Origin of the sequence: Streptomyces sp. NPDC089915 (assembly GCF_040684675.1) — a bacterium.
In the GTDB taxonomy this organism is placed as follows: Bacteria; Actinomycetota; Actinomycetes; order Streptomycetales; family Streptomycetaceae; genus Streptomyces.
This window is the reverse complement of record NZ_JBFBGN010000021.1, coordinates 20,975-46,552: the sequence shown is the minus strand read 5'-3', so window position 1 is coordinate 46,552 and position 25,578 is coordinate 20,975. Positions and strand designations below refer to the sequence as shown.

The following is a 25,578-nucleotide window of genomic DNA, read 5'->3' as shown; positions in this document are numbered from 1 at the left end:
TGTCAACGTCGGGCGTCACCGGCTTGCCGTAGTGCTCACCCGTGTGGGGCAGGGGAACCATGCATAAATAAGACAATCACCTCAAGGTGGATGGAACAGGACGAATCCATCACCGGAGGTCGATGTGCCGCGACAGCTGACACCCGGGGGAGTGGACCGCTCCCGCATGCGAAGTACGGCGGCCATCCTCACCTCGATGACGGCGCTCGCCGCCATGTCGCTCGTCGCGGGACCCGCGGTGGCCGCCGGCCCCGTCTCCGGCGGGCCCTGCGCGCTGACCCGCACCGCGGCGCACCACTCCCTCGGCCTGGACACCTGGAACCGGGCCTACCCCAGGCCGGTGCGCACGCTCCACGCGGTGATGGTCTTCCTCTCCTTCCCCGACCACCAGACCGCCGTCACGCCGAAGGAGCTGGCCGCCGACTACTTCCCGGCCACGAGCGACTTCTTCGAGCGGGCCTCCTACGGCCGCTTCCGGCTCGTCCCGCACCCGCAGGAGGCGTGGATCCGGATGCCCCGCCCGTCGACCGCGTACGGGATACAGCGCGACTGGGCCCCGGACGCCCGGGCCGCCTACCTGAGGGACGCGGTGGCCGCCGCCGATCCCTCGGTGGACTTCAGCCAGTACGACATCGTGTACTTCGTCGCCGACCCGAACGCCCCGGGCGTGGACTCCGACGCCACCAAGGTCGTCAACTTCGACCGCCCCCTGCGGGCGGACGGCACCGACCTGCGGCGGATCGTCACCGTCTTCGAGCGGCACCCCCCGGACCGCAACGTGCTGGCCCACGAGACCGGGCACGTGTTCGACCTGCCCGACCTCTACCACCGCCCGGCGGACGGCAAGGGCGACTGGGACACCTACGTCGGCGACTGGGACGTCATGGGCAGCCAGTTCGGCATGGCCCCGGACCTCTTCGCCTGGCAGAAGTGGAAGCTGGGCTGGCTGGACGCCTCCCAGGTCGACTGCGTGCGCTCCGGGACCTCCCTGCACACCCTCCAGCCGCTCTCGCAGCCCCTCAAGCCCGGCGCTACGGGCGGAACCCGGCTCGCCGTGATCCGTACGGGGCCCGGCAGCGCTATCGCGGTCGAGGCGCGGGGCTCCTCCGGCAACGACGGGGACACCTGCACCGAGGGGGTCCTGGTCTACCGGGTCCGCAACGAGGCGGCCTCGGGCGGCGGCCCCATCGAGGTCCTGGACGGCCACCCGCGCACGGAGGCCTGCTGGGACCGCTCGGTGTACCCGCCGCTGGCCGACGCCCCCCTGGAGGTCGGGGAGACCTTCACCGTCCCCGGGGAGCGGATCACCATCGAGGTCGCGGACCGGACGCTGTCGGGGGCGTACACGGTGAAGATCACGACCTGAGGCCCGCCGGGCGGCCGGGACCGGCCCCCGGACACGGAGAAGGCCCCCACTCGTTGAGTGGGGGCCTTCTCCCGTCTGTGCGCCGCCAGGGACTCGAACCCCGGACCCGCTGATTAAGAGTCAGCTGCTCTAACCAACTGAGCTAGCGGCGCTTGCTGACGAGGTAGACACTAGCATCCGAATCCGCCGAACCGAAAATCGATACCGGGGCCGGACCCCGTGCGGCGTGCAGGAACGCCCACAGGAGGCAGTCCGGGCCGGGCAGCCAGGGCAGCCGGGTGTCCGGCGCGACCAGCCACCGGGAGGGCCCCGCTCCCGGCCGCAGCGGCGGCACGGTGACGGCGTCGCCGTGGCCGTGACACAGAGGTGCCGGAGCCGGGGCGGCGGGCCCCCACTCCTCCCAGGCGAGCAGCGCGGGGAGCCGCTGGGCGGTGCCGGGCGAGGCGAAGAGCAGCATCCGCCCCCGGTGCACGGCGGCGGGCCCGGAGCCGGGGCCGCGCTCCCACAGCAGGTCGAGCATCCGCCGCCCGAGGACGAGCGGGACGTTGACGACGTCGAAGGCGGTCCCGCAGGGCAGCACGGCGGGCGCTTCGGGCCGGCTCTCCCACACGGCGAGGGTGCTCCCCGGATGCGCGGAGGCGGAGGCCAGCCAGGCGGCGCCCCGGGGGGTGACCTGGGTGGCGGGCGCGGTGCGCGCGTCGATGCCGTCGAGGGCGGGGCGGGCGGCGGCCGTCGTCAGGATCGTCATATGCCAATGTCTACCGCGCGTAGTGTGTCGGTTCCCACGAGTTACCGAAAACCGGGACGCGGGGGCGTCGGCTGCGGTAGGTTGCGCGCCGCATATGCCGGGGGTGGGCCGCCGCCCCGCGCCGCGACCCCTCCCGCGCCCCCGTGGCCCCGGCCCGGTTCAGCGCTCCGTGGGCGTGCCGCGCTGGAGGTCCTCGCCGAACTCGATCATGCGGCGGGCGTAGTCCTCGGTCCACTCGGCCGCCTCGGCGATCGCGGACGCGGGGAGGCGGTCGAAGCGGCGGGGGTCGGCCAGTTGGGCCGCAGCGAGGGCCTGGAACTCCTCGGCCCGGTTCTGCGCGGCCCGGAAGGCGAGCGTCAGCTCGGTCGCGCGCGCCAGCAGTTCCCGCGGGTCCTCGATCGACTCCAGGTCGAAGAAGTGCTCCGGGTCCGCGACGGCCTCCGAGGGCTCGAAGAGCAGGGGTGCGGGCCGCTGCCTCCGCTCGGTCCGCTCGGGCTCTGCCATGCGTGTCCTCCTGCGCGTACGAATTCCTCCGGGGCCACCCTCCATTGTCGCGTGCCGCGCAAGGGTGCCGGGCGTCACGCCGCGGCGGGCTCCTTCACCAGGGCCGCGATGTCGTCGAGCACGCCCGCGACCTCGGCCGCCAGGCCCTCCGGGGCCTCGAAGCCCGCGGCGCCGACCAGGCCGCCGACGCCGGGCACCGCCACGGAGCGGGCGGCGGGGACCAGGCCGACCTGCTTGAGCACCGGCAGCAGCATCTCGGCGGCCGGGGCGCCGCCCGAGCCGCCCGCGCTGTAGCTGACCAGGCCGACCGGCTTGCCCTGCCACTCGGCGTACAGGAAGTCCACGGCGTTCTTGAACGGGGCGGTGAAGCCGCCGTTGTACATCGGCAGGACGAACACGAACGCGTCGGCGGAGTCGACGATCGCGCTCCAGTCGCGGGTGTGCTGGTGGGCGTAGTTGCCGCTGGAGGGGAACTCCGGCTCGTCCAGGAACGGGAGCGCGATCTCCGCGAGGTCGACCGGGGTGACCTCGAAGGCGCCGTGCTCGCGGGCGAGGTCGGCGACCCAGCGGGCGAGGGGGCGGCCGGAGGAGGTGGGGCGGTTGGCGGCGGAGATGACGTGCAGGCGGGTCATGCGGGTGAACTCCCTCGGGGCGCTGGCGTGATGTGCGGTGCCCAGTCTTGTTGTTGACGTGTCACCTAGGGAAGCCGGTGGTGCATGATGTGTCAACTAGGTAGGTGATGTGTCACCAAAATGGCTAGGCTGCCCCCATGACGGAAGTGCCCGAGCCCGCCCACCCCCGCTGGCTCACCGAGTCCGAACAGGACGCCTGGTACGCCTGGCGCCGGATGTTCCCCCTGGTCAACGCGGAGATCGCGCGTGACCTCCAGCAGGACAGCGCGCTGTCCGAGGCCGACTACGACGTGCTCTCGGTCCTCGGCTCCACCGACGGACACCGCATGCGGATCACCGCGCTCGCCGCACTGATGAGCTGGTCCCGCAGCCGGCTGTCCCACCAGCTCACCCGCATGGAACAGCGCGGCCTGGTCCGCCGCGAGGAGGTCGCCGCCGACGGCCGGGGAGCGGAGGTGGTGCTCACCGCCGCCGGGGAGACGGCGATCACCGCGGCCGCCCCGCCGCACGTGGAATCCGTACGCCGCCACCTGATCGACGTCCTGACCCCGGATCAGCTGCGCACCTTCGCCGAGGTGGGCGAAACCCTCCGCCACCACTTCGGCGCCACCCGCAAGTAGCCCCTACGGCCGCCGGCCCACCCGGTGTCCGGTCTACGGCCGCCGGCCCACCCGGTGTCCGGTCTAAGGACGCCAGCCCACCCGGTGTTCGGCCAGGTGGGACAGGACCGAGTGGTTGGCCTCCCACCCGTCCGGGAACTTGATCTGGGCCCCCAGCTGGACCGGTTCCGTCGACGGGTGGGCGTCCAGGAGGTCCGCTATGCCCGCCCGGGCCACCACCACGCAGGCGTGCCGGTGCCGGGAGGCCAGGACGCACAGGCGGCCCGTCTCCAGGTGGAAGGCCGTGGCGTCGGGGCGGCCCGACAGGGGGTGCAGGACCACCGTGAGGTCGTACTCGCGGCCCTGGAGCCGGTTCGCGGTGTCCACCGTGACGCCGCCGACGCCCAGGGACGCCAGGGCCGCCCGGACGGCAGCCGCCTGGTCGCGGTGCGCCGTGCCCACCGCGATCCGGGACGGCGTCAGGGGTACGGGCGCCGGGGACTGCTCGTCCGAGGTCACGGCCCCGCGGTCCAGGGCGCGCCGGACCACCAGGGCCACCGCCCGCACCGCCTCCGGGTCCGTGCGCGGGGTGTGCCGGGCGGGCAGCTCCAGCAGCCCCCAGCCCGACTCCGCCGCCTCGTCCAGCACCCGGTCCGGCCCGGACCCGTCGGAGGCCACCCCGTACGCGAGCCGCCGCTCGCCCGGGCCCGTCCCGCTGCGGAACCGCGAGTACGGGTAGAAGGCGCGCGAGACCAGCGGCGCGGCCGACGCCGGCAGCCGCCAGGACACCGGCAGCCGGTGCTGCGGCAGCTGCGGGTTGTGCGCCAGCAGCGTCGAGACCGCGGAGGCGGACGGGTCGTAGGACAGCCCGGCCCACTGCTCCGCGCCCACCACGCTGAACGGGTCCAGCTGCCCCGGGTCGCCCACGAACAGCGCCCGCTCGAACAGCCCCGCCACGGCCAGCAGCGCGTCGGAGCGCATCTGGTACGCCTCGTCGACGATCGCGTGCTCCCAGGGCTCCGCCTTCACGTACGCCCACTTCGCCGCCGTCGAGACGGTGACGGGCAGCTCGGCCAGCTCCGCCGGCTTCGCCGAGAGGGTGACCGACGGCAGCTCCCGCAGGGCCGGGTCGTAGGCGTCGGCGTCACTGCTGTGCAGCCGGCCGACCTTCAGCTCCGGGTCCTTCGCGGCCAGCCGCAGCACCAGGTCGTCCACCTGCGCGTTGGTCTGCGCGACCACCATCAGCCGGCGCCCGGCGGCGGCCAGCTCCCGGGCCGCGCGCACCACGAGCGTCGACTTCCCGGCCCCGGGCGGGGAGTCGACGACCACGCCCCGCTCCGTGCCGTGCAGGGTGTCGTGGAGGATGGCGGCGGTCGCCCGGTCGGCGGCAGCGCCCGGGTCGAAGGCGGTGGTCACAGCAGGTCCTCGTCGGTCACGGCGTCCAGGGCGGGGGCGGTCGGGGATCCCGGCGGGCCGCCGTGGGTCCACGGGGTGTTCTCCCGGTCGGGCAGCTTCGGGCCGCCGCGCGCGTCGTGCTCGAACAGGGTCCAGCACACCCGGTCGCCCTTCTCCGGCACCGAGCCCGCCACCGGCTCCCGGCCCGCGCCCATCTTGTCGAGGACGCGCAGCAGCAGCCGCCCGTCCTCCTCGCGGCCGGCGAACTCGAAGGCCTGCTGGCGGCCGTCCAGCGAACGGAACACCTTGCCGCCGCCCTCCTCCGCCAGCTGCGGAAGGTCCTCGGTGGCCACCGTCAGCAGCGGGCGCGGACGCGGCCGCTTGCCCTCCGTCCACTCCATCGTCACCTCGGTGACCTCGCCGGCGAAGGCCTCGCCCGCGAACCGCCGGCCCGCCATCACGAGGGGATCGTCCAGCGCCTCCTGCGCGTCGAGCCGCACCTGCTCGGTCTCCCGCGTGGCCAGCTTCTGGGCCGCCGTCACCGCGTCGTCGCGGCGCGGCTGCGGCGGTTCGCCCGCACGGACCCGGTCGCGGTGGCCGGTGAAGGACCAGCGGTCGCGGGTCCAGCGCTCCCCGGTCCGCTCGCCGGGCGGCAGGGCGCGCAGCAGGCCGATCGCCTCCCACGTCTGCCACCAGGTGTGCTCCATCTGGCCCACGACCAGCCGGCGGATCGCCCGCTCGGCGAGCCGGGCGCCGTCCCCGTCGCGGGGCTCGCCCGCCGCCCGGGCCGCGTCGAACCGGGCCATCGCCGGCGCCAGCAGCTTGTTGTCGAAGGCCGGGTCGGTGGCCGGACCGGCCGGCGGGAACAGCAGCTGGCCGTCCCCGTCGCGGCCGAGCTCCACCCGCAGCGCCCACTCGGCGCCCGAACACCCCTCGGGCGGGGAGATCCAGCCGAGCAGGGAGCCCAGGTGCTGGTCCTCCAGGCTGCTCTGGCCGGTCGCCCAGTGCCGGGAGAGCAGGTCGGTGGCGGACAGCAGCATGGCGGAGCCGGGCACCCGGGAGCGCTCGGCGAGGTGCGTGAACCAGCGGCCCAGCAGCGGTACTCGAGAGGGCGCCGGGTACGGGTTCTCCGGGTCCTCCTCGGCGGTCCGGCGGAACCGCATCGACCGGCCCAGCAGCCGTACGTACTCGACGCCGGCCCGGCTCGGCACGATGATCTGCGGCGCGTCCACGCACAGTTCGGCCTCGACCTTGGTCTTCCGGCCGGTCTCCGGGTCGGTCTCGGTCCGCTCGGCGGGCTCGACGACGTCCGTGTACGACTCGATGTACGGCATCAGCAGCCGTGCCAGCTCGCCCAGGAACTCCCAGCGCAGGTCCCGGTCGCGGGGCTGCGGTATGACGAGGATCCGCGGCTCGTTCGGGTCGGTGCCCAGCATCGCGCCGAGCGGGGCGCCAGCCTCGCCGGCGGTGGTCAGCGGTACGAGGACCAGCGGCTCGGCGCTCAGGTGGCGGTGGCGGACGGTCGCCAGCGGCCGGGCGTGGCCCGCGCGGACCGCCTCCAGCCGGGCGAGGGTGCTCAGCAGGGGCATTCGGGGTTCTCCGGGGCCTCGTACGGGGGTCGGGCGGCGGCGGCCGCTTCCAGGGCCTCGGCGCGCAGCCGGGCCGCCCGGCGCAGCGCGTCCGCGGTGGGATCGCCCTCGGGGCCCGCGCCGGAGGCCGCCGCCAGGGCCTCCTCGACACCGGCCAGGCCGCCCAGCTCGCCGCGTACGGACCGGCCGAGCAGGGCGGGGTCCCCGGCGGCGCGGGAGCGCTCGCGGCAGTGGAAGGCCAGCTCGCAGGCGGCCAGGCACTCGGGGGCGTAGGAGGCGGAGACGGCGGACACGGCCTCGGTCAGCTCCTCGGCGCTGCGGGAGGGGTCGAAGCAGAGGCCCTCGGGCAGGCCGGCGGCCAGGTCCTCGATCCGGGTCAGCCGCTCCAGCTGGCGGCGGGTGACCTGGTGCTCGCGGCGGACGTCGACGGGTTCGGCGGTGGGCTGGTTGGAGAAGTCCCTGGGGCACACCAGCAGGACCCGGTGGCCGACCTCGGCTCCCGGCAGCTTCGCGGCGGTCTGCTCCAGGGCCAGTACGTACACGGCGGCCTGCCGGGCGGCGGCCCCGACCTTCGCGGCGTCGGCGGCCCCGTCGATCATCGGGAAGGACTTGATCTCGACGACGGTCCAGCGACCGTCGGGATGCACGACGACCGCGTCCGGCTCCAGGTAGGCGGGGGTGCCCGCCACCTCCAGGGCCAGCATCGGATGGTCCAGCAGGGTCCAGGTCCGCGCGGCGGTGGCCTCGCGCAGGGCCAGCGCGGTGCGGGCGGCCCGCCCCTCCGGCCCGGCGGCGGTCAGGTCGGGCACGCGGGCGTCCGCGCCGGGGGGCTCGGCCCCGCCGCCGAGGCGGGCGTGCACCAGGCGCAGCAGTTCGGCCCCGCCGTCGCCCTTGACCTTGGCCTCGAAGGAGTTCCCGCGCACGATCGCGAACTGGGACTGTCCGAAAGCCGCCGGTGTGCCGAGCGCCGCGGCCAGGGCGGTCTTGTCCACCCCGCCGCCGTCGAGGACGGCCCGTCTGCCGCACCCCGGGTTGGCGGCGAGGGCGGCCAGCGCCCGGGCGTCGAGCGGGCGGGGCGGCACGGCGGGGCCGCGCAGGTCGGCGAGCCGCTGCCGCAGTGTCGTCGTCTGGGGCGGGCCGCTGGGCGGGTAGGAGCTCACGGGCGGAAGTGTCCCATCCGCCACTGACAATCGGGGACGTACGGCCGAAACGGACCGGTTCCCGCCGCCGTCCGGCGGGCGGGCGGGGCGCGGGCCGATCCGGCGGCTCGTGGATGATGGACGGACCACGGATTCGCGCATCCCAGGGCGAACCACCACGGACCGGGAGAAACACAGATGGCCCCCCGCATCCTGCTGGCCCGCCACGGCCAGACGGCATGGTCCCTGCTCGGCAAGCACACCGGACGCACGGACGTGCCCCTGCTGGAGGAGGGCAGGCAGGGCGCGAAGCGGCTGGGCGAGCGGCTCGCCGGTGAGCCCTGGGCCTCGCTGCGCGGCATGGAGGTGCGCACCAGCCCCCTGGTCCGGGCGAGCGAGAGCTGTGACCTGGCGGGGTTCGGGGTGCGGGCGGAGCCCTGGGACACCCTCATGGAGTGGGACTACGGCGACTACGAGGGGATGACCCCGGCCGAGATCCAGGCCGTCCGGCCGGGCTGGCTGATCTGGCGCGACGGGGTGCCCGGCGGCGAGTCCGTCGCCGACGTGGCCGCCCGCGCGGACGAGGTGGTGGCCTGGGCGCGGTCGGCCGAGCGGGACGTCCTGGTCTTCGCGCACGGACACGTCCTGCGCACCCTGGCCGCCCGCTGGCTGGGCTTCGAGGCCTCCTTCGGCGCCCGGATCCGCCTGGAGCCGACCTCACTGTCGGTGCTCGGCTGGGCTTACGGGGCGCCGGCGCTGGAGCGCTGGAACGACACCGGGCACCTGGAGGGGTAGTACGGGCTCAGGCCTGGGCGTGGCGGGTGAGGAACGCGCCCACGCGCGGGGAGCGCTGGTGCGGGACCAGGGTGCGGGCGGTGCCCGCCAGCATGGAGCGGATCCGGGTCGACTGGACCTCCGCCAGCAGGTCCAGCACCCGTCCGCCGGCCCAGGCGGCCTCGTCCGGCGCTCCCGCGCGGGCCAGGTCGTCGGCGAGCTCGGCGGTGTAGAGGGCGACGTTCCGGGCGAAGTGCGGGTCCTGGAGGTCGGCCGCCCGGCGGGCGTGCCGGGCCGCGCGGGCGTACTCGCCGAGCGCCGCCCAGCAGCGGGACTCCAGGGACTCCAGTTCGGCCTCCCCGAAGAAGGACATCCACTCCGGGTCGGCGGCGCGGGGCCCCCGCGCGAACTCGGTGTGCGCCCGGGTCAGCGCCTCCTCGCAGGCCCGCCGGTCCCCGAGCCCCGACCAGCCGCCGGCCTCCCGCAGGGCCAGCAGCGACAGCAGCCGGGGCGAGCCCAGCGAGCGGGCCGCGCGCAGGCCCGCCTGGGCGGCCCGCACCGATTCGCGGGGGCGCCCGCAGTCGCGGGCGAGGAAGGCCATGTTGCTGAAGGCGTGCGCCTCCAGGCCCGCGTCCCCCGCCACCCGGGCGGTGGCCAGGGCCTCGGCGTAGTGCGAGCGGGCGTCCTCGAAGCGGCTCGAGTCGTGGGCCAGCCAGCCCACGGAGACGGCCAGCTCCCCGGCCCCCGCGTGCAGCCGGTCCTCGGTGGACTGCCGGGTGGCTCCCGCGTCGAGCAGGGCGTAGGCGGTGCGCAGGGGCTGGGCGGCCCGCCGGTAGAGGGCGTCGGCGCCGTGCCGGTCGTCCAGCAGCCGGATCTGGCGTACGGCGTCCTCGACGGCGTCGGCCTCGGCCTCGCCGGCGCGGGAGGGGAGCCGGCGGCTGTCGCCGAGCAGGGTGAGGCTGAGCGTCGCGGCCGCCACGGTCGCGGAGCCGCCCGCCATGAAGGCGCGCCGCAGCACGTCGCTCTCCTTGGAACGGTGGGTGAGGTGGGTGAAGACGGGTGGTTCGGGCAGGGTGCGCTGGGCGGCCCGCCCGCGGACCGCCTCGCGGGGGGAGAAGCCCAGGTCGGCCAGGGTGCGGCCGGGGAACATGTGGAGGAAGACGCGTTCGTAGGCGTAGTTGGGGCAGCGGATCTCGCCCGATTCGACCCGGCCGATGTAGCGGGCGTCGCAGGAAACCGTTTCGCCGATCTCCCGTGCGGCCCGGCGCACCATGCCCGCGAACTCGGCCGGGGAGTGTGCTCCGCGCAGCCGCCGGAAGCTGGAGTTGGGTGAGTGGGGTGACGCCGCCATGGACGCTGCCTCTCTGGACATGCTCGCCCCGGAGTCGGGTGCTCCGGCGCGCATGAACGTACCGCCGGGGAAGGGGGCCCCACGCGGTGTTTGGCTACAAAACGGATATCTCACCCGCGATCCGCCATGAACTGCCATCCTTTGCGGCGTCTTGCCGCCGCACCTGTTGACGCTTCGCCGCGTTGAACCCATGCGGACACGGATCGAGGAGGGGTTCCCTTGGTGGAGGCCGGCATGGACAGCATTGGTACGAACACCGCGCCCGAGGCCGGCGCGACCCCGCTCACCGTCCAGGCGCCGGTCGCGGGGTCGGCCCCGGACCTGGTGACCGTCTCCGTCCGGCAGGGGCTGGAGGCCGTGGACATCATCCGGCGCGGCGCCGGGGCGGCCGTGCCCGCGGTCGGGCCCGTGCTGCACGACGGCTCGGACGGCACCCTCGGCTTCCTGGTCCCGCCCGGCACGGCCGACGCCTGGGACCTGCCCGGCAGCGCCTGTACGCAGACCAACGGGCGCGGGATGCGCTTCGACCTCGCCGCCGCGCCCACGGCGGGCGGTACGGGGTGGCTGCTGCCGCCCGAGGCGGTGGGGCCCGTCACCGATCCGGAGGTGCTGCGGGCGGCGCTCGGCGAGGCGGCCCGGCTCATCGAGGCGGCCGACAACTGCCGGTAATGCTCTGGCCAGCGATAATGGGGGCGTGGCAGGCAAGGGCATAGGCAGGGACAAGGGCAGGAACCGCGACGGGGGCCGGCGGGGCACCGCCGATCCGGTCGCCGGGCAGGTGGGCGGCGGTCTGGCCGAGCTGTCCCCGGACCGCGAGCGCGCCCGCGCCTGGACCCTGCTGATCGACGGGGCCCCGCAGTCCCACGTGGACCTGGACGACCCCGGCCACCTCGACTTCGCGTACCAGCGCCGCATCGGCCACCTGATCGACCTCATCGCGCCCGCCCGGCAGCCCCTGAACGTGGTGCACCTGGGCGGCGGCGCCTTCACCCTGGCCCGCTACACGGCCGCCGCGCGGCCCCGCTCCGCGCAGCAGGTCGTGGAGATCGACGAGGCCCTGGTGGCCTTCGTACGGGAGCACCTGCCGCTGGACCCGCAGGCGCGGGTCCGGGTCCGGGCGGTGGACGCGCGGGCCGGGCTGGCGAAGGTGCCGGACGGCTGGGCGGACCTGGTCATCGCGGACGTCTTCAGCGGCGCGCGCACCCCGGCGCACCTGACCAGCGCCGAGTTCCTGGACGACGTGCGCCGGGCCCTGTCGCCCACCGGGTGGTACGTGGCCAACCTCGCGGACGGGCCGCCGCTGACGCACCTGCGGGGCCAGGTCGCCACCGCCGCCTCCCGGTTCGAGCGGCTGGCGCTGGCGGCGGACCCCGTCGTCTGGCGGGGGAAACGTTTCGGCAATGCGGTGCTCGTGGCCTCCGACCGGGAGCTTCCGGTGGCGGAGTTCACCCGGCGCGTGGCGAGCGACCCGCACCCCGGCCGGGTGGAGCACGGCCGGGCCCTCGCCGACTTCACGGGCGGCGCGGTCCCCGTCTCCGACGCCTCGGCGACGGCCTCGCCGCAGCCCCCGGCCTCGGTGTTCCGCTAGGGAGGCGCGGGCGTGCGGGTATGCGTACCGGTGCGCCCTACGGGTCGACGGTCTCCACCGTCGGCGGGTGGTCGTGCCAGGTGCAGAACACCGACACCTCGCGGCCGTCCCGGGTGAAGGTGACCCGGATCCAGAAGTCCTGCTTCCACACCTGCACCCGCCACCCCGCCTCCGGGGTCGCCGAGACCAGGGCCGCCGAGGAGGTCCCCAGGTCGAAGACCACCCGGCCGCCCGAGACCGAGTACCCCTTCACGTTCCCGGACCCGCCCTGCCCGCCGCCCTCCTGCACCGGGCGCTGCTGCCCGGGCGGCGGCGCGGACCTCGACCGCGCGGGCGCCGAGGAGGAGGCCGGCGCCGAGGAGGCCCCGGGCGCGGAGGGCGGTGACGGGGACGGGGACGACGGCGAGGGCGACGCGGACGGGCCGGGCGGCGAAGGCTCCGCGCCCCGGGTGGAGGAGGACAGCGGCCGCGTGGCCAGCGGAACCGCGAGCGGGGGGTCGTAGGCGGTCCCGGACATCACGGTGCGCACGCCCCACCACGACAGGGTCACGGCGGCCGCGGTGGCCGCCACCCAGGCCATGGCGTGTACAAGTCCTCGTCGCATCAGGGCACATACTGCACCACACGTCACAAGCCCGTCCCGGCCCCTCCCGGGGTCGCCCGAATGGACTACCGTGCGGCCATGGCTAGTGTGCTCGTGGTCGAGGACGACCAGTTCGTACGTTCCGCCCTGATCCGGCACCTGACCGAGGCCTCCCACACGGTACGGAGCGTCGGCACGGCCCTGGAGGCCCTGCGCGAGGTCGCCCACCACCGGTTCGACGTGGTCATCCTCGACCTCGGACTGCCCGACCTCGACGGCTCCGAGGCCCTGAAGATGCTGCGCGGCATCACCGACGTGCCCGTCATCATCGCCACCGCCCGCGACGACGAGGCCGAGATCGTCCGGCTGCTCAACGACGGCGCCGACGACTACCTCACCAAGCCGTTCTCCGTCGAGCACCTCTCCGCCCGGATGGCCGCCGTCCTGCGCCGCTCCCAGGCGGCCGCGGCCGAACCGCCGCCGCGGGTGCTGCGGGTGGGCGGGCTGGCCATCGACCCGCTGCGCCGCCAGGCCGAGCTGGACGGGGCCGTACTCGACCTCACCCGCCGGGAGTTCGACCTGCTGGCCTTCCTCGCGGGGCGGCCCGGGGTGGTCGTGGCCCGGCGCGAACTGCTCGCCGAGGTCTGGCAGCAGTCGTACGGGGACGACCAGACCATCGACGTCCACCTGTCCTGGCTCCGCCGCAAACTCGGCGAAACCGCCGCCCGGCCGCGCTACCTGCACACGCTGAGGGGTGTCGGGGTGAAGCTGGAGCCGCCGCTGTGAGATGGGCGCTGGTCAAGGTCTGCCTCGCCGTCACCACCATGGTGGTCGTGGCCTTCGCGGTGCCGCTGGGGCTGGTGGTGCAGGAGATGGCCAGTGACCGGGCCTTCTCCAACGCCGAGCGGCAGGCCGCCACCATGGGGCCGACCCTGTCCATCACCACCGACCCGGTGCAGCTGCGCAAGGCCGTCGAGTCCACCGAGATGGGCGCCGCCCGGCGGATGGCCGTCCACGTCCCCGCCATCGACGGGGCCGCCCCCGTGGACATCGGCGACGGCTGGGCCGGCGCTCGCGCGGTCGCGGAGACCCGTTCCATGGGCCGTGCCACCACCGCCGAGGCCGCCGGCGGGGGCTCCGCGCTGCTCCAGCCCATCGCCCTCGGCTCCGGGGACATCGCCGTCATCGAGATCTACGTGCCGGAGAGCGAGGTCAGCAACGGGGTCGCCACCGCCTGGCTGATCCTCGCCGGCGTCGGCCTCGCCCTGGTCGTCGGGTCGGTGGCGGTCGCCGACCGGCTCGGCGCCCGGCTCGTCCGCCCGGCCGAACGGCTCGCGGACGCCGCGCACCAGCTGGGGGAGGGGCGGCTCGGGGCCCGGGTGCCCGAGGACGGGCCGAAGGAGCTCCGCTCGGCCGCCGTCGCGTTCAACTCGATGGCCGACCAGGTCGTCGAGCTCCTCGCCAACGAGCGGGAGCTCGCCGCCGACCTCTCGCACCGGCTGCGCACCCCGCTGACGGTGCTGCGGCTCAACGCCGCCTCCCTAGGCGACGGCCCCGCCGCCGAGCACACCCGGGCGGCCGTGGAGCAGCTGGAGCGCGAGGTCGACACGATCATCCGGACCGCCCGCGAACAGCGCCCGCCCGCCGCCGCGGCGGCCACGGCCGGCTGCGACGCCTCCGAGGTGATCCGGGACCGGATGGCCTTCTGGTCCGCGCTCGCGGAGGACGAGGGCCGGGAGGTGCGGCTCGCGGGCGTGGACCGCACCGTACGGGTCCCGGTGGCCCGGCCCGAGCTGGCGGCCGCCCTGGACGCCCTGCTCGGCAACGTCTTCCGGCACACCCCCGAGGGCACCCCCTTCGCCGTCGACGTGCACGACGCGGGGGACGCCGTCCTCGTCCTCGTCTCGGACGCGGGCCCCGGCATCACCGACCCGGACGCGGCCCTGCGCCGGGGCAACGACGGAGCCCGCGACGGCTCGACGGGGCTCGGCCTGGACATCGTGCGCCGGGTCGCGGAGTCCACGGGCGGCGACGTACGGCTGGGGCGCTCGGTGCTCGGGGGTACCGAGGTGCGGGTGTGGCTGGCCCTGGACGACCGGGCCCGCCGCCGCGGCCCGGGAGGCCGCCGCGCCCGCCGCACGCGCGGCAGGCGCCGGGGCGAGCGGACCGACCCGGCGGGGTGAGGGTGCGCTGCGTGCCGCGCGGGTGGAATACCGTACGGTCCCAGCCAGTTGGGGGCCGGTGTGCACCGGTCGTCCCGCCCGGCCGCATCCCGCGCACGGCTCGTGTCACATCCTTCCCGATTGGACGTACGCATGCGTTACGCAGTTCTCGGCACCGGCATCGTCGGCCGTACGGTGGCCGCCCGCCTGGCCTCCCTGGGCCACGAGGTGGTCATCGGCACCCGCGATCCGCGCTCCACCCTCGACCGGGCGGAGTACGCCGAATGGCAGGAGGCCCACCCCTCGGTCGGCCTCGCCACCTTCCCCGAGGCCGCCCGGCACGGCGAGACGCTGGTCAACGCCACCGGCGGACGGGTCAGCGTCGAGGCGCTGACCGAGGCCGACGCCGCCCACCTCGACGGCAAGGTCCTGATCGACATCGCCAACCCGCTGGACTTCTCCCAGGGCTTCCCGCCCCGCCTGGACCCCGTCGACGACGACAGCCTCGGCGAGCTGATCCAGCGCACCTTCCCGCAGCTGCGGGTGGTCAAGACCCTCAACACGATGAACTGCCAGATCATGGTCGACCCGGCCCGGGTCCCGGGCGAGCACTCCGTCTTCCTCTCCGGCGACGACTCCGACGCGAAGAAGGCCGTGCACGGCCTGCTGAGCTCCTTCGGCTGGTCCGACCGGTCGATCATCGACCTCGGCGGGATCGAGACCGCACGCGGCACGGAGATGCTCCTGCCGGTGTGGCTGCGCCTGATGAACGCGCTCGGCCACGCGGACTTCAACTTCCACGTCCAGACGGCCCGCCCCTCCTCCTGACCCCGTGACCCCGTGATCCCGCCCGGACGGGGGCGCAGATGTTGCCGCGCCCCCGGCCCGTGCGGAGGGTGGGGGTGACGGAGGGAGCCACACGTGAGAGTCATGCTCAGGGCCCATCTGGACACGGCCGCCGCCAACGAGGGCATCAAGACGGGGGCGCTGGTCCAGGCCCTGCGGAAGTTCATGGAGCGGGTCCGCCCGGAGGCGGCCTACTTCGGCCTGCACGAGGGCGTGCGCTCCTGCTGGATCGTCTTCGACCTCCAGGACAGCGCCCAGGTGCCGCTGCTGACCTGGGACCTGTTCAGCCGCTTCCACGCCGAGGTGGAGATCTCCCCCGTCACGACGGGGGAGGAGCTGACGGAGATCCTCTCCGAGGTCCGCACCCTGGCCTAGGGCGCGCCCGCCCCCGGACATGCGGAAGGCCCCGGCTCGCTCGCGCGAACCGGGGCCTTCCCACAGGGTGAGTGACGGGACTTGAACCCGCGGCCACCTGGACCACAACCAGGTGCTCTACCAACTGAGCTACACCCACCATGTCCGGTCGTGGAACGACCGGCTCGAAGAAAAGGGTACAGGGTCCGGGAGTGTGCTCGCTCCCCCCTTTTCCCCGCACCCCCTCCTGCGGTGTCCCGGGCGGTCCTACTCGCCGGCGACCACGTGTTTGGCGGCGATGGCCTTGGCCGTGTCCGAGTCGGGCCCGGGCTGCGGGACGAAGACCGCCTCGCGGTAGTAGCGGAGCTCGGCGATGGACTCCTTGATGTCCGCGAGCGCCCGGTGGTTGCCGTTCTTCGGCGGGCTGTTGAAGTAGGCCCGCGGGTACCAGCGGCGCGCCAGCTCCTTGACCGAGGACACGTCCACGATCCGGTAGTGCAGGTGGCCCTCCAGCGCCGGCATGTCGCGCGACAGGAAGCCGCGGTCGGTGCCGACGGAGTTCCCGCACAGCGGGGCCTTGCGCGGCTCCTTGACGTGCTCACGCACGTACGCCAGGACCTGCGCCTCGGCGTCGGCCAGGGTCGTGCCGCCGGCCAGCTCGTCGAGCAGGCCGGAGGAGGTGTGCATCTCGCGCACCACGTCCGGCATGTTCTCCAGGGCCGCGTCCGGCGGGCGGATCACGATGTCCACGCCTTCGCCGAGCACGTTCAGCTCCGAGTCGGTGACCAGTGCGGCCACCTCGATAAGTGCGTCGTCCGTCAACGAGAGCCCGGTCATCTCGCAGTCGATCCACACCATGCGATCGTTCATGCGCCCCACCTTATGCCGAAGGCCCCCGCGGTGGTGTCCGGCCGATGCGGGGGCCTTCGTCATGCGTCTTCCGGATGTTTCCGGACGGCGGGTGCTACGCGTGCTCGCGCAGGACCCGGCCCGGGGCGTACAGCTCCGTCACGCTCGGACCGGAGGCGGCCAGGGCCGCCGCGGCCCGCTGGGGCTGCGGGGTGCGCTGGTGCGGCAGCGGGCTCCCCGAGAGCTCCGAGACGGGGGAGACGTCGGCCTGCGGCCGGCGCGCCCGGTAGGCGGAGCGGTAGGCGGCCGGGGAGGACCCCAGCTGCCGGCGGAAGTGACCGCGCAGGGCGACCGGCGAGCGGAAGCCGCAGCGCCCGGCGACCTCGTCGACCGAGTAGTCGGAGGTCTCCAGCAGCCGCTGGGCCTGGAGCACCCGCTGGGTGATCAGCCACTGGAGCGGAGCGCTGCCGGTGAGCGAGCGGAACCGCCGGTCGAAGGTGCGCCGGCTCATGTAGGCGCGGGCGGCCAGCGTCTCCACGTCGAACTGCTCGTGGAGGTGTTCCAGGGCCCAGGCGACGACCTCGGCGAGCGGGTCGGCGCCGATCTCCTCGGGCAGCGACCGGTCGAGGTAGCGCTCCTGGCCGCCGGTGCGGCGCGGCGGGACGACGAGCCGGCGGGCCAGCGCCCCGGCCGCCTCGCTGCCGTGGTCCGTGCGCACGATGTGGAGGCACAGGTCGATTCCGGCCGCGGTGCCGGCGGACGTCAGCACGTCGCCGTCGTCGACGAACAGCTCGCGCGGGTCGACGTGGACGGACGGGTAGCGCTTGGCCAGCGTCGGCGCGTACATCCAGTGCGTCGTGGCCGGCCGGCCGTCGAGCAGTCCGGCGGCGGCGAGCACGAACGCCCCCGTGCACAGACCGACGATCCGGGCGCCCTCCTCGTGCGCCAGCCGCAGGGCGTCGAGCGCCTCCGGCGGCGGCGGGGAGGTGATGGAGCGCCAGGCCGGGACGACGACCGTGCCCGCGCGGGCGATGGCCTCCAGTCCGTACGGCGCCGTCAGTTCGAGTCCGCCGGTGGTCCGCAGCGGACCGTCCTCCCCGGCGCACACGAGCAGTCGGTAGCGCGGCACTCCGGCGTCCTGGCGGTCGATGCCGAACACGGACAGCGGAATGGAACTCTCGAAGATCGGCCCGCCGCTGAACAGCAGCACGGCGACGATCTCTCTGCGGCGACGCCCCGCGAGCTTCCTGCCCGCGTCGGCGATGACTGCGGTGGAATCCTGGCTCATGGCGCTAAGCCCCCCTTGGGTGTCGCGACTCCTTGGTCTGGTCGCACCTGCACGTTTCCCCTCGGCCTTGCACGTGGATCCCCCGCCGTAAATACATGATCGAATCTACTGCGTCCCGTGGTGTCGGCGTGACAAGTTCAGCACGCAGCGCTATGTCGACTTGGCAACTTGGCGAAAAGCATTCGATCAGGAAGCGTTCCACTCCGCTACCCGCAGGGGAACCTCACGATCCGGTCGTGGCCAGTACCCATGGGGTGTTTTCGCCCCCTTCGCTCTGTCGTCGCTGGTGGTGGGGGGGTTGGGGGGACATTCCGGCAAGGGAAGCATCCGGTCCGGAAGTTGGCTGAAAACAACCGGGTGTGTACGTGCGAATCGGTCAGTCGTGAGGGGACGTGCCCGGGGAGGAGTGGCAGCCGCGGTGGCCGCCGGACCCGCTGCGGGAGTGCCGGCCGCGGTGTCCGTGCGCGAGCGGCTCCTCCGCCGCGACCCGCACGGCGGCCCGAGCGGTCTTCTCCGACTGGCGCAGCAGCACCCGGCAGGCGGCCGTGACGGCGGCCAGCCCCAGGGTCGCCACGGCGGCCCCGCCGTACGAGGTCCCGTAGACCACCAGGACCACGGGTACGAGCAGGCAGCTGAAGGCGGCCCAGCGCACGACGTCACCCGCAGGGTCGTCATCGGGCCGCCCCGCGGCGGACCGCACGGACGGGTGAAGCCGGGGACGGGCCGGCGGGGGGAGGGGAGCGGGGCGCCCGGAGGGGGCGGACCGCGTCGGCGGAGCGGGCTGGACGGGCTGGACGGGGTGAACCGGATGGCCGGGCACGGCGTACTCCCTGCGGGCTCTTCCTGGACGGTCGGACTCCTGTCCAACGTCCGTGCGCAGGTCCCGGTCACTGCGCGCACGGGTGGCGCGAGGGCCTTCGGTCACTGGCTGTAGGGGACAGCGGCCATTGCCAAGGGGGCTCCGCTCCGGCATGCTCCCTTGGACGCTCTCCAAGGGCGGCATGCCCTGTGCAGGACGGGAGTGTCGCCGTACCCTGGTGGGTAAGGGCTTGGAAAGATGCTTCCTGGACAGAGCTCCGTCACGCAGCGTCGCCAAAACGCCCTCGTCATCGTCAGAAAGCCCGAGTCGCCGAAACCGCCCCTGTCGCTTCCCCCGAGGACTTTTCGCCGAGACATCCATGGCCGGTCACGAATTCTTCGAACCCGCGGACCGCAAGCGCAAACACCAAATCGCCGATTCCGTATCGAGCGACCTGCGCGCGGTGGAACAGACACGTATGCCCTGCGATCCGGCCTTCCGGCACGGGGTCGTCGTGGGCTTCGACGGCTCCACGTCCAGTGAGCGCGCCCTCGCGTACGCGATCGGCATGGCCCGCCGCTCCGGGTCCGGCCTGATCATCGTGCACGTGGCGAACCGGCTCCCCACCACGGTGTGGGCCGGCTGCGAGCCGCCGGTTTTCGTGGACGTCCCCGACCACCGCACCGAGGTGCTGGGCCTGGAGCTCGCCTGCGCGGACTACCTCTCCGAGGTGCCGTGGATCCTCGTCGAGCGCGGCGGCGACATCTGCCACGAGCTGGAGGAGGTCGGCCGGGAGTACTCGGCGGACGCGATCGTGGTGGGTTCCACCCACGGCATCGTCGGCCGGATCTTCGGCTCGGTGGCGGGCCGTCTGGCCAAGCGCGCGCAGCGACCGGTCGTTGTCATTCCGTGACCGTCTGTATTCCGGTTGTGCGGTTGTGAACCCGTGTAAAGGGTAAATAAGTGCTGCTGGGACGCAGCAAACAACTGCAGATCGAAGGGAGCCCGCCGTGGACAATGGTGTCTCTGCGGGAAGCACGGCCTCGACTTCGACCCTGGGGAACATCGCCCTGGGTCTCACCCTTCTCGCGTTCGGTATCGGCCACACCGGCGTCCTCTCCGGTGTCACCGCCGCCAACTCCGTGTCGCTCGCGATGTACGTCGGCGGCGCGGCCCTCTTCCTCCTCGGCCTCATGGAGTACCGGGGCGGCAACGGGTTCAACGGCACCGCGTTCGCGGGCCTGGGCGTCTTCTGGTTCACCTGGGCCAAGGGTGCGGGCGCCTCGGTGTCCGACGAGGCCGCCGGAACGTTTCTGGTCCTCTTCGCGCTGCTCGCGCTGACCCTCACCCTCGCCGCGTCGAGCGGCCTGTTCGGGCAGGGCGTCTACGGCCTGCTCACCCTCTCCCTCGTCCTGCTGGCCATCGCCTCCTTCGCGGACAGCGCCGGCCTGGCCAAGGCGGGCGGCTGGGCCGCGGCCGTGTCCGGGCTGCTGGCCTGGTACGGGGCGACCGCCGCGCTGGCGCACTGGCCGACGGCCTTCGGCAAGGCGGCGGGCAGGGGCGCGGTCGCGGCGGGTTGAACCCCGCCCGCCGCGCGGGCGCAACGGGCAGGGGCGCCACCGGAGTCACCGGTGGCGCCCCTGTCGTGTGCCGTGGGTGCGGCGGGTCTCAGCCGCGGGTCTGCCGGGGGAAGGGGGCGAGGTCCGGCTCGGTCCAGGCGGCCTTCGCCTCCTCCGAGGACAGGACGGCCGCGCTGTAGAACCGCTTCGGCAGCTCCTTGTCCAGGAGTTCCGGGTGGCGGGCGGCGAACTCCTCGAAGTCCCGGGCGGGTTCGCCCCCGCCCTCCGCGCGGGCGACGAGCTCGACCCAGGCACGGGTGAGGGTCGCGTGGAACTTGCCGGGGACGCCCGCCCGGGTGGCGGTCGCCAGGATCCCCTCGCCGACCAGCTCCACGGTCGCCGCCGGGCCGTGGGCCCGTACCGCCAGCCACGTCAGGTGGACGTGCTCGCGGTGCCCGAAGCGGCCGGTGGCGGCCGTGGCCTCGGCCATCAGTTCCTCGAAGCGGCCGGGCGCGGTCATGCGGGTACCTCGTTCAGGTGGAAGGCGTGCGGGAAAAAAGGGGGACGGCCCCGGGGAGCTCCCCGGGGCCGTCCCGCGTCTGCGGTGCGGGTCCTACTCGACCGTGACGGACTTCGCCAGGTTGCGCGGCTTGTCGATGTCCCGGCCCAGGGCCAGAGCGGTGTGGTACGCCAGCAGCTGGAGCGGGATGCCCATCAGGATCGGGTCCAGCTCGTCCTCGTTCTTGGGGACGAGGATCGTGTGGTCGGCCTTCTCCTGCACCCGGTGGGCGACCGCCAGGATCCGGCCGCTGCGGGCCTTGATCTCCTCCAGCGCCGCGCGGTTCTTCTCCAGCAGGTCGTCGTCCGGGACGATCGCGACCGTCGGCATCGCCGGCTCGATGAGCGCGAGCGGGCCGTGCTTGAGCTCGGAGGCCGGGTAGGCCTCGGCGTGGATGTAGGAGATCTCCTTCAGCTTGAGGGAGGCCTCCAGGGCCACCGGATAGCCGCGCACCCGGCCGATGAACATCATCGACTTGGCCTCGGCGTACTCGGCCGCCAGCTTCTTGATGTCCTCCTCGCCCTCCAGGATCTCCTGGATCTGGCCGGGGAGCTTGCGCAGGCCCTCGATGATCCGCTTGCCGTCGGCGACGGACAGGTCGCGGATGCGGCCCAGGTGCAGGGCGAGCAGGGCGAAGGCGGTCACGGTGTTCGTGAAGCACTTGGTGGACACGACGCAGACCTCGGGGCCGGCGTGCACGTACACGCCGCCGTCGGCCTCGCGGGCGATGGCGGAGCCGACCACGTTGACCACGCCGAGGACGCGGGCGCCCTTGCGCTTGAGCTCCTGCACCGCCGCGAGCACGTCGTAGGTCTCACCGGACTGGGAGACGGCGATGTAGAGGGTGTCGGGGTCCACGACCGGGTTGCGGTAGCGGAACTCGGAGGCCGGCTCGGCGTCGGCGGGGATGCGGGCGAGGCTCTCGATGAGGCCGGCGCCGATCATGCCCGCGTGGTACGAGGTGCCGCAGCCGAGGATCTTGACCCGGCGGATGCCGCGCGCCTCGCGCGGGTCCAGGTTCAGGCCGCCCAGGTGCACGGTGGAGAAGCGGTCGTCGATCCGGCCGCGCAGCACGCGGTCGACCGCGTCGGGCTGCTCGGAGATCTCCTTGTGCATGTAGGTGTCGTGGCCGCCCATGTCGTAGGAGGCGGCCTCCCACTCCACGGTCTCGGGCGTGGCGGTGGTCGTCGTACCGCTCGTGGTGTACGTGCGGAAGTCGTCGGCCTTGAGGGTGGCCATCTCGCCGTCGTCGAGGGTGACGACCTGGCGGGTGTGGGCGACGAGCGCGGCGACGTCCGAGGCGACGAACATCTCCTTCTCGCCGATGCCGAGGACGACGGGGGAGCCGTTGCGGGCGACGACGATGCGGTCGGCGAAGTCGGCGTGCATGACGGCGATGCCGTAGGTGCCCTCGACGACCTTGAGCGCCTCGCGGACCTTCTCCTCCAGGGTGACGGCCTGGGAGCGGGCGATCAGGTGGACGAGCACCTCGGTGTCGGTCTCGGAGACGAAGACCACACCGTCGGCCTCCAGCTTGGCGCGGAGCTCGGCGGCGTTGTCGACGATGCCGTTGTGGACGACCGCGACCTTGTTCTCGGCGTCCAGGTGCGGGTGCGAGTTGATGTCGCTCGGCGCGCCGTGGGTGGCCCAGCGGGTGTGGGCGATGCCGGTGGTGCCGGCGAAGCGCTTGGGGACGCGGGACTCCAGCTCGCGGACCCGGCCCTTGGCCTTGACGACCTTCAGGGCCGCCGACTTCGGGCTGTTGACGACGATGCCCGCCGAGTCGTAGCCGCGGTATTCCAGCCGCTGGAGGCCTTCCAGCAGCAGTGGTGCCACGTCGCGCTTGCCGATGTAACCGACGATTCCGCACATACGGTGTTGCCCCTCCTGAAGTTCGGTGTCCGTGCCCGGAGACGATGCGGCGTCTCAGCCGTAGACGATGCGGCGCAGCTGCCGGAGCGAGAGCTCCGGGGGCGCCACCGCGCGGTGCGGCAGTTCTGCCGCGATCCGCTCGAAGATCTCCGCGTTGACCGATCCGCCGGACTGAAGCTCGCGATGGCGGCGACGGACGAACTCCTCGGTCGTCTCGTCGAAGTACGCGAGCACGTCGAGCACCACCCGGGAGGCCTCGCCGCGCTGCAGCGCGGTCGTGCGTACCAGGTGGTCGACGAGGTCGTCATGGGACGGTCGGCGGTCGAGCACCAGTAGATATTGACGGTCCAAGGGGTGGAACGCAAAAATCCTGCCCGGAATCGGGCAGGATCATGCTGGTCTGGACCAGGGAATGGGTGATTCCGGCCTCGTTGGGCTAGAAACCGCCCAAAATGGCAGCCTTCGCCGCCGAGAACTCCTCCGCCGTGAGGACCCCGCTCCGGTGCAGCTCCCCCAGCTCGCGCAGCCGGCGCAGCAGCGTGTCGTGGTCGGCCGGCTCGCCCGCCAGGGCCGGGGCCGCGTCCGCGAGGGGGAGGGCGGCGGGGGCCTCCGCGGCCGGGGCCGGGGCCGCCGGGTGGGGCATCCGTACCGCCACCGCCGCCGCGACCAGCGCCATCAGCGGGTCCTTCTTGAAGCCGAAGAGCTCCACCGCGCAGGGGTCGTACTTGGGCGCGGGCGCCGACGGGGCACCCGTCAGGGTGAACCGGAGCCAGCCGTTCTCCAGACCCTTCGACGGGGCCCACTCCACCGTCCGCAGGTCCCCGACGCGGAACTCGCGGGGGCCGCCCGAGGACTTCGCGTCCTCGGTGGTCCAGTTCCACTCCAGCACCACCCGGTCGCCGTCGAAGGCGGCCGTCCCGTCGCCCGCGCCGACCGTGATCGGCACCGCCGGGCCCGGCAGCAGGTACGCGTCCGAGGGGCCGGGGTCCACCCCGTCCAGCAGCAGGGCGTTGCGGACCTCGTCCACGAAGTACTCCGCCACCCCGGCCCGGTCCGCCTCCACGGTCAGCCGGTAGGGGTCCGAGGACTCGGGCAGCCGCCCGCCCGTCACCTGGAGCAGCGGGTCCGCGCCGTCGCGCAGCCGCAGCCGCAGCCGGCCGGACTTGCGGCCCGGCTCGTAGCTGATCCCCGCGATCGCGCGCAGCGGCACCAGCACCTCACCGAGCTGCTGCCGCAGCAGCCCCACCCCCTTGTCGCGGCCCGGCACGATCCGCACCGCGTCCCCGTCGAAGGTCCACGTACCGTCCTTCTGGATGATTTCCGCCATCCGGGGATTCTCGCACCGGTATGTGGGGCCCGGGTGGAGACCGTTTGGCCTATATCTGGGCACATGAGAGTCCCGCGAGTACCGCGCCGCACGCTCGGCACCCTCTGCTCCCTCCTGCTCCTGAGCGCCGCCGTCTCCTGCACCGCGGCCCACGGCGACGACGCCAAACCGGCCGCCGCCGCCCTCACCCCCTACGAGCGGCTCCTGCCCGCCCCGGCCTCCGTACGGGCCGAGGGCCCCGGGTACGGCTTCGGGGCGGGCACCGTCATCCGCGCCGGCGGCCCGGGCGCGCCCGAGGAGGTCCGCCGGATCGGCGAGCTCCTCGCGGAGCAGCTGCGCGGACCGACCGGGCTGCCGCTGCCGGTGGCCGACGGGCCGGACGGGGCCGGCGGGCCGGGCGGCGAGGGCGGCGACGGGGTCCGGCTGCGGCTCGACGGCGGGGCCGGGGAGCTGGGCGAGGAGGGGTACCGGCTGCGGACCACCCCCGCCGGGATCACCCTCACCGCCCGCACCCCGGCGGGCCTCTTCCACGCGGGCCAGACGCTGCGCCAGCTGCTGCCGGTGAAGGGCGCGGGGACCGTCCCGGGCGGAACGGTGACGGACACCCCCCGCTTCGCCTACCGCGGGGCCATGGTCGACGTCGCCCGCCACCACTTCCCGGTGGCGCAGGTGAAGCGGTACGTCGACCAGCTCGCCCAGTACAAGATCAACACCCTGCACGTGCACCTCACCGACGACCAGGGCTGGCGGATCGCCGTCGACTCCTGGCCGAGGCTCGCCGAGTACGGCGGCGCGAGCGAGGTCGGCGGCGGCCCGGGCGGCTCCTGGTCCAAGGACGAGTACCGCGACCTGGTCGCCTACGCGGCGGACCGCTACGTCACCCTCGTCCCCGAGATCGACATGCCGGGCCACGTCAACGCCGCCCAGGCCGCCTACGGCGAGCTGACCTGCGACGGCAAGGCACCCGCGCGCTACACCGGCGTCAAGGTCGGCTTCAGCTCCCTGTGCGTGGGCAAGGAGCGCACGTACGAGTTCATCGACGACGTCCTCGGCGAGATCGCCGCCCTCACGCCCGGCCCCTACCTGCACATCGGCGGCGACGAGGCCCACTCCACCCCGGCGGCGGACTACGCGGCGTTCATGGACCGCGCCCAGGCGGTGGTGGCCCGGCACGGAAAGACGGTGATGGCCTGGCACCAGCTGGCCGCCGCCCGCCCGGCACCCGGAGCCGTCCTCCAGTACTGGGGCCACGACCGGACCCCGGCCGCGGAGAAGGCGGCCGTGGCCGCCGCCGCCAAGGCGGGCCACCGCCTGGTGCTCTCCCCGGCGGACCACGCCTACCTGGACATGAAGTACGACAAGCAGACCGGTCCCGGTCTGGCGTGGGCCGGATACGTCCCCGCCCAGCGCGCCTACGCCTGGAACCCGGGCTCCTACCTCCCCGACGTCCCCGAATCGGCGGTCCTGGGCGTGGAGGCCCCGCTCTGGACGGAGACCATCTCCACCCGCTCCGACTGGGAACTGATGGCCTTCCCCCGCCTCCTCAGCCTCGCGGAACTCGCCTGGTCCCCGGCGACGGCCCTCTCCTGGCCCGCCCACCGCACCCGCCTCGCCGCCCAGGGGCCCCGCCTGGACGCCCAGGGCATCACCTACTACCGCGCCCCGGAGGTCCCGTGGTCGTAGCCCGTCGCTCGT

General features: G+C 73.9%; 27 protein-coding genes and 2 tRNA genes. 12 read left to right on the top strand and 17 right to left on the bottom strand.

Annotated elements, in window-relative coordinates:
* Positions 1-166: 166 nt before the first annotated feature.
* Positions 167-1,366 carry a M6 family metalloprotease domain-containing protein gene (locus tag AB0O29_RS09720; protein WP_365148724.1) on the top strand — a complete coding sequence of 400 codons (1,200 nt, stop codon included), beginning with the start codon at positions 167-169 and terminating at the stop codon, positions 1,364-1,366.
* Positions 1,367-1,444: 78 nt separating this feature from the next.
* On the opposite strand, the gene AB0O29_RS09715 is transcribed toward AB0O29_RS09720, so the two are convergent.
* The 4 genes from AB0O29_RS09715 to AB0O29_RS09700 form a co-directional block, all read right to left on the bottom strand.
* Positions 1,445-1,518, bottom strand: a tRNA-Lys gene (locus tag AB0O29_RS09715).
* Entirely contained in the window at positions 1,509-2,114 is a 606-nt protein-coding gene (locus tag AB0O29_RS09710) for a bifunctional DNA primase/polymerase (protein ID WP_365148721.1), read from the bottom strand. The genes AB0O29_RS09715 and AB0O29_RS09710 overlap by 10 nt, the downstream gene beginning before the upstream one ends.
* Before the next feature lie 159 nt (positions 2,115-2,273).
* Positions 2,274-2,618, bottom strand: a complete 345-nt coding sequence (locus tag AB0O29_RS09705) for a hypothetical protein (protein ID WP_365148718.1) — start codon at positions 2,616-2,618, stop codon at positions 2,274-2,276.
* Positions 2,619-2,692: 74 nt separating this feature from the next.
* A complete protein-coding gene (locus AB0O29_RS09700; protein ID WP_365148715.1) occupies positions 2,693-3,250 on the bottom strand; it encodes an NAD(P)H-dependent oxidoreductase in 558 nt (185 codons plus the stop codon).
* A 137-nt stretch (positions 3,251-3,387) separates the two neighbouring features.
* Here AB0O29_RS09700 and AB0O29_RS09695 point away from each other — a divergent pair, with 137 nt between their 5' ends.
* The gene (locus tag AB0O29_RS09695) at positions 3,388-3,870 is read left to right on the top strand and encodes a MarR family winged helix-turn-helix transcriptional regulator (RefSeq protein ID WP_365148713.1); all 483 of its coding nucleotides are present in this window, start codon (positions 3,388-3,390) and stop codon (positions 3,868-3,870) included.
* Between the two features lie 63 nt (positions 3,871-3,933).
* On the opposite strand, the gene AB0O29_RS09690 is transcribed toward AB0O29_RS09695, so the two are convergent.
* From AB0O29_RS09690 to AB0O29_RS09680, 3 genes are read right to left on the bottom strand one after another with little or no spacing between them, the layout of a single operon-like run.
* Complete coding sequence (locus AB0O29_RS09690) at positions 3,934-5,265, bottom strand: AAA domain-containing protein (protein WP_365148710.1); 1,332 nt, start codon at positions 5,263-5,265, stop codon at positions 3,934-3,936.
* Positions 5,262-6,833 carry a hypothetical protein gene (locus AB0O29_RS09685; protein ID WP_365148707.1) on the bottom strand — a complete coding sequence of 524 codons (1,572 nt, stop codon included), beginning with the start codon at positions 6,831-6,833 and terminating at the stop codon, positions 5,262-5,264. The genes AB0O29_RS09690 and AB0O29_RS09685 overlap by 4 nt, the downstream gene beginning before the upstream one ends.
* Complete coding sequence (locus AB0O29_RS09680) at positions 6,821-7,993, bottom strand: hypothetical protein (RefSeq protein WP_365148705.1); 1,173 nt, start codon at positions 7,991-7,993, stop codon at positions 6,821-6,823. The genes AB0O29_RS09685 and AB0O29_RS09680 overlap by 13 nt, the downstream gene beginning before the upstream one ends.
* 177 nt (positions 7,994-8,170) lie before the next feature.
* Here AB0O29_RS09680 and AB0O29_RS09675 point away from each other — a divergent pair, with 177 nt between their 5' ends.
* Positions 8,171-8,767 (top strand): histidine phosphatase family protein, encoded by a 597-nt coding sequence (locus tag AB0O29_RS09675; protein WP_365148702.1) that lies wholly within the window; start codon positions 8,171-8,173, stop codon positions 8,765-8,767.
* A gap of 7 nt (positions 8,768-8,774) precedes the next feature.
* Here the strand turns inward: AB0O29_RS09675 and AB0O29_RS09670 are convergent, their stop codons facing one another.
* The gene (locus AB0O29_RS09670) at positions 8,775-10,097 is read right to left on the bottom strand and encodes a tetratricopeptide repeat protein (protein WP_365148699.1); all 1,323 of its coding nucleotides are present in this window, start codon (positions 10,095-10,097) and stop codon (positions 8,775-8,777) included.
* A 234-nt stretch (positions 10,098-10,331) separates the two neighbouring features.
* Here AB0O29_RS09670 and AB0O29_RS09665 point away from each other — a divergent pair, with 234 nt between their 5' ends.
* Positions 10,332-10,766, top strand: coding sequence for a hypothetical protein (locus AB0O29_RS09665; protein ID WP_365148697.1), 435 nt, complete (start codon positions 10,332-10,334; stop codon positions 10,764-10,766).
* 40 nt (positions 10,767-10,806) lie between these two features.
* Positions 10,807-11,685 carry a fused MFS/spermidine synthase gene (locus AB0O29_RS09660; protein WP_365148796.1) on the top strand — a complete coding sequence of 293 codons (879 nt, stop codon included), beginning with the start codon at positions 10,807-10,809 and terminating at the stop codon, positions 11,683-11,685.
* A gap of 37 nt (positions 11,686-11,722) precedes the next feature.
* Here AB0O29_RS09660 and AB0O29_RS09655 read toward each other — a convergent pair whose 3' ends face one another.
* Positions 11,723-12,289 carry a hypothetical protein gene (locus tag AB0O29_RS09655; RefSeq protein WP_365148694.1) on the bottom strand — a complete coding sequence of 189 codons (567 nt, stop codon included), beginning with the start codon at positions 12,287-12,289 and terminating at the stop codon, positions 11,723-11,725.
* Between the two features lie 78 nt (positions 12,290-12,367).
* Between AB0O29_RS09655 and AB0O29_RS09650 the strand changes: the two genes are divergently transcribed.
* From AB0O29_RS09650 to AB0O29_RS09635, 4 genes are all read left to right on the top strand, one after another.
* Complete coding sequence (locus AB0O29_RS09650) at positions 12,368-13,054, top strand: response regulator transcription factor (RefSeq protein WP_185117278.1); 687 nt, start codon at positions 12,368-12,370, stop codon at positions 13,052-13,054.
* Positions 13,051-14,451 (top strand): HAMP domain-containing sensor histidine kinase, encoded by a 1,401-nt coding sequence (locus AB0O29_RS09645; protein ID WP_365148691.1) that lies wholly within the window; start codon positions 13,051-13,053, stop codon positions 14,449-14,451. The genes AB0O29_RS09650 and AB0O29_RS09645 overlap by 4 nt, the downstream gene beginning before the upstream one ends.
* Positions 14,452-14,583: 132 nt before the next feature.
* Positions 14,584-15,258 (top strand): NAD(P)-binding domain-containing protein, encoded by a 675-nt coding sequence (locus AB0O29_RS09640; RefSeq protein ID WP_365148688.1) that lies wholly within the window; start codon positions 14,584-14,586, stop codon positions 15,256-15,258.
* 102 nt (positions 15,259-15,360) lie between these two features.
* Positions 15,361-15,651, top strand: coding sequence for a hypothetical protein (locus AB0O29_RS09635; protein WP_344156845.1), 291 nt, complete (start codon positions 15,361-15,363; stop codon positions 15,649-15,651).
* Between the two features lie 66 nt (positions 15,652-15,717).
* Here the strand turns inward: AB0O29_RS09635 and AB0O29_RS09630 are convergent.
* The 4 genes from AB0O29_RS09630 to AB0O29_RS09615 form a co-directional block, all read right to left on the bottom strand.
* Positions 15,718-15,790: transfer RNA gene (locus AB0O29_RS09630), tRNA-His, on the bottom strand.
* A gap of 107 nt (positions 15,791-15,897) precedes the next feature.
* Positions 15,898-16,500, bottom strand: coding sequence for an oligoribonuclease (gene orn, locus AB0O29_RS09625; RefSeq protein ID WP_365148686.1), 603 nt, complete (start codon positions 16,498-16,500; stop codon positions 15,898-15,900).
* Positions 16,501-16,594: 94 nt separating this feature from the next.
* A complete protein-coding gene (locus tag AB0O29_RS09620; RefSeq protein WP_365148683.1) occupies positions 16,595-17,767 on the bottom strand; it encodes a helix-turn-helix domain-containing protein in 1,173 nt (390 codons plus the stop codon).
* Positions 17,768-18,143: 376 nt separating this feature from the next.
* Positions 18,144-18,467, bottom strand: coding sequence for a hypothetical protein (locus AB0O29_RS09615; RefSeq protein ID WP_365148680.1), 324 nt, complete (start codon positions 18,465-18,467; stop codon positions 18,144-18,146).
* 478 nt (positions 18,468-18,945) lie between these two features.
* Between AB0O29_RS09615 and AB0O29_RS09610 the strand changes: the two genes are divergently transcribed.
* Together AB0O29_RS09610 and AB0O29_RS09605 are read left to right on the top strand one after the other, a co-directional pair.
* Positions 18,946-19,479, top strand: coding sequence for a universal stress protein (locus tag AB0O29_RS09610; RefSeq protein WP_365148677.1), 534 nt, complete (start codon positions 18,946-18,948; stop codon positions 19,477-19,479).
* A gap of 97 nt (positions 19,480-19,576) precedes the next feature.
* Positions 19,577-20,146: an acetate uptake transporter gene (locus tag AB0O29_RS09605; RefSeq protein WP_365148674.1), complete on the top strand. Its 570-nt coding sequence runs from the start codon at positions 19,577-19,579 to the stop codon at positions 20,144-20,146.
* 88 nt (positions 20,147-20,234) lie between these two features.
* Here AB0O29_RS09605 and AB0O29_RS09600 read toward each other — a convergent pair whose 3' ends face one another.
* From AB0O29_RS09600 to AB0O29_RS09585, 4 genes are all read right to left on the bottom strand, one after another.
* Complete coding sequence (locus tag AB0O29_RS09600; protein ID WP_365148671.1) at positions 20,235-20,645, bottom strand: hypothetical protein; 411 nt, start codon at positions 20,643-20,645, stop codon at positions 20,235-20,237.
* Positions 20,646-20,738: 93 nt separating this feature from the next.
* Positions 20,739-22,556 carry a glutamine--fructose-6-phosphate transaminase (isomerizing) gene (glmS, locus tag AB0O29_RS09595; protein ID WP_365148668.1) on the bottom strand — a complete coding sequence of 606 codons (1,818 nt, stop codon included), beginning with the start codon at positions 22,554-22,556 and terminating at the stop codon, positions 20,739-20,741.
* A 54-nt stretch (positions 22,557-22,610) separates the two neighbouring features.
* Entirely contained in the window at positions 22,611-22,886 is a 276-nt protein-coding gene (locus tag AB0O29_RS09590) for a hypothetical protein (protein ID WP_365148793.1), read from the bottom strand.
* A 106-nt stretch (positions 22,887-22,992) separates the two neighbouring features.
* On the bottom strand, positions 22,993-23,883 hold the full coding sequence (locus AB0O29_RS09585; protein WP_365148665.1) for a DUF4429 domain-containing protein: 891 nt from the start codon (positions 23,881-23,883) through the stop codon (positions 22,993-22,995).
* Between the two features lie 63 nt (positions 23,884-23,946).
* Between AB0O29_RS09585 and AB0O29_RS09580 the strand changes: the two genes are divergently transcribed.
* Entirely contained in the window at positions 23,947-25,566 is a 1,620-nt protein-coding gene (locus tag AB0O29_RS09580; protein ID WP_365148662.1) for a family 20 glycosylhydrolase, read from the top strand.
* Positions 25,567-25,578 lie beyond the last annotated feature (12 nt).

What these genes read in the sequence shown, in the direction of transcription:
- AB0O29_RS09700 (WP_365148715.1), bottom strand. Translation starts at nt 3,250, where the DNA reads ATGACCCGCCTGCACGTCATCTCCGCCGCCAACCGCCCCACCTCCTCC.
- AB0O29_RS09670 (WP_365148699.1), bottom strand. Translation starts at nt 10,097, where the DNA reads ATGGCGGCGTCACCCCACTCACCCAACTCCAGCTTCCGGCGGCTGCGC.
- AB0O29_RS09580 (WP_365148662.1), top strand. Translation starts at nt 23,947, where the DNA reads ATGAGAGTCCCGCGAGTACCGCGCCGCACGCTCGGCACCCTCTGCTCC.
- AB0O29_RS09585 (WP_365148665.1), bottom strand. Translation starts at nt 23,883, where the DNA reads ATGGCGGAAATCATCCAGAAGGACGGTACGTGGACCTTCGACGGGGAC.
- AB0O29_RS09655 (WP_365148694.1), bottom strand. Translation starts at nt 12,289, where the DNA reads ATGCGACGAGGACTTGTACACGCCATGGCCTGGGTGGCGGCCACCGCG.
- AB0O29_RS09640 (WP_365148688.1), top strand. Translation starts at nt 14,584, where the DNA reads ATGCGTTACGCAGTTCTCGGCACCGGCATCGTCGGCCGTACGGTGGCC.
- AB0O29_RS09695 (WP_365148713.1), top strand. Translation starts at nt 3,388, where the DNA reads ATGACGGAAGTGCCCGAGCCCGCCCACCCCCGCTGGCTCACCGAGTCC.
- AB0O29_RS09665 (WP_365148697.1), top strand. Translation starts at nt 10,332, where the DNA reads ATGGACAGCATTGGTACGAACACCGCGCCCGAGGCCGGCGCGACCCCG.
- AB0O29_RS09620 (WP_365148683.1), bottom strand. Translation starts at nt 17,767, where the DNA reads ATGAGCCAGGATTCCACCGCAGTCATCGCCGACGCGGGCAGGAAGCTC.
- AB0O29_RS09685 (WP_365148707.1), bottom strand. Translation starts at nt 6,833, where the DNA reads ATGCCCCTGCTGAGCACCCTCGCCCGGCTGGAGGCGGTCCGCGCGGGC.
- AB0O29_RS09720 (WP_365148724.1), top strand. Translation starts at nt 167, where the DNA reads ATGCGAAGTACGGCGGCCATCCTCACCTCGATGACGGCGCTCGCCGCC.
- AB0O29_RS09710 (WP_365148721.1), bottom strand. Translation starts at nt 2,114, where the DNA reads ATGACGATCCTGACGACGGCCGCCGCCCGCCCCGCCCTCGACGGCATC.
- AB0O29_RS09600 (WP_365148671.1), bottom strand. Translation starts at nt 20,645, where the DNA reads ATGACCGCGCCCGGCCGCTTCGAGGAACTGATGGCCGAGGCCACGGCC.
- AB0O29_RS09705 (WP_365148718.1), bottom strand. Translation starts at nt 2,618, where the DNA reads ATGGCAGAGCCCGAGCGGACCGAGCGGAGGCAGCGGCCCGCACCCCTG.
- AB0O29_RS09650 (WP_185117278.1), top strand. Translation starts at nt 12,368, where the DNA reads ATGGCTAGTGTGCTCGTGGTCGAGGACGACCAGTTCGTACGTTCCGCC.
- glmS (WP_365148668.1), bottom strand. Translation starts at nt 22,556, where the DNA reads ATGTGCGGAATCGTCGGTTACATCGGCAAGCGCGACGTGGCACCACTG.
- AB0O29_RS09675 (WP_365148702.1), top strand. Translation starts at nt 8,171, where the DNA reads ATGGCCCCCCGCATCCTGCTGGCCCGCCACGGCCAGACGGCATGGTCC.
- AB0O29_RS09610 (WP_365148677.1), top strand. Translation starts at nt 18,946, where the DNA reads ATGGCCGGTCACGAATTCTTCGAACCCGCGGACCGCAAGCGCAAACAC.
- orn (WP_365148686.1), bottom strand. Translation starts at nt 16,500, where the DNA reads ATGAACGATCGCATGGTGTGGATCGACTGCGAGATGACCGGGCTCTCG.
- AB0O29_RS09635 (WP_344156845.1), top strand. Translation starts at nt 15,361, where the DNA reads ATGCTCAGGGCCCATCTGGACACGGCCGCCGCCAACGAGGGCATCAAG.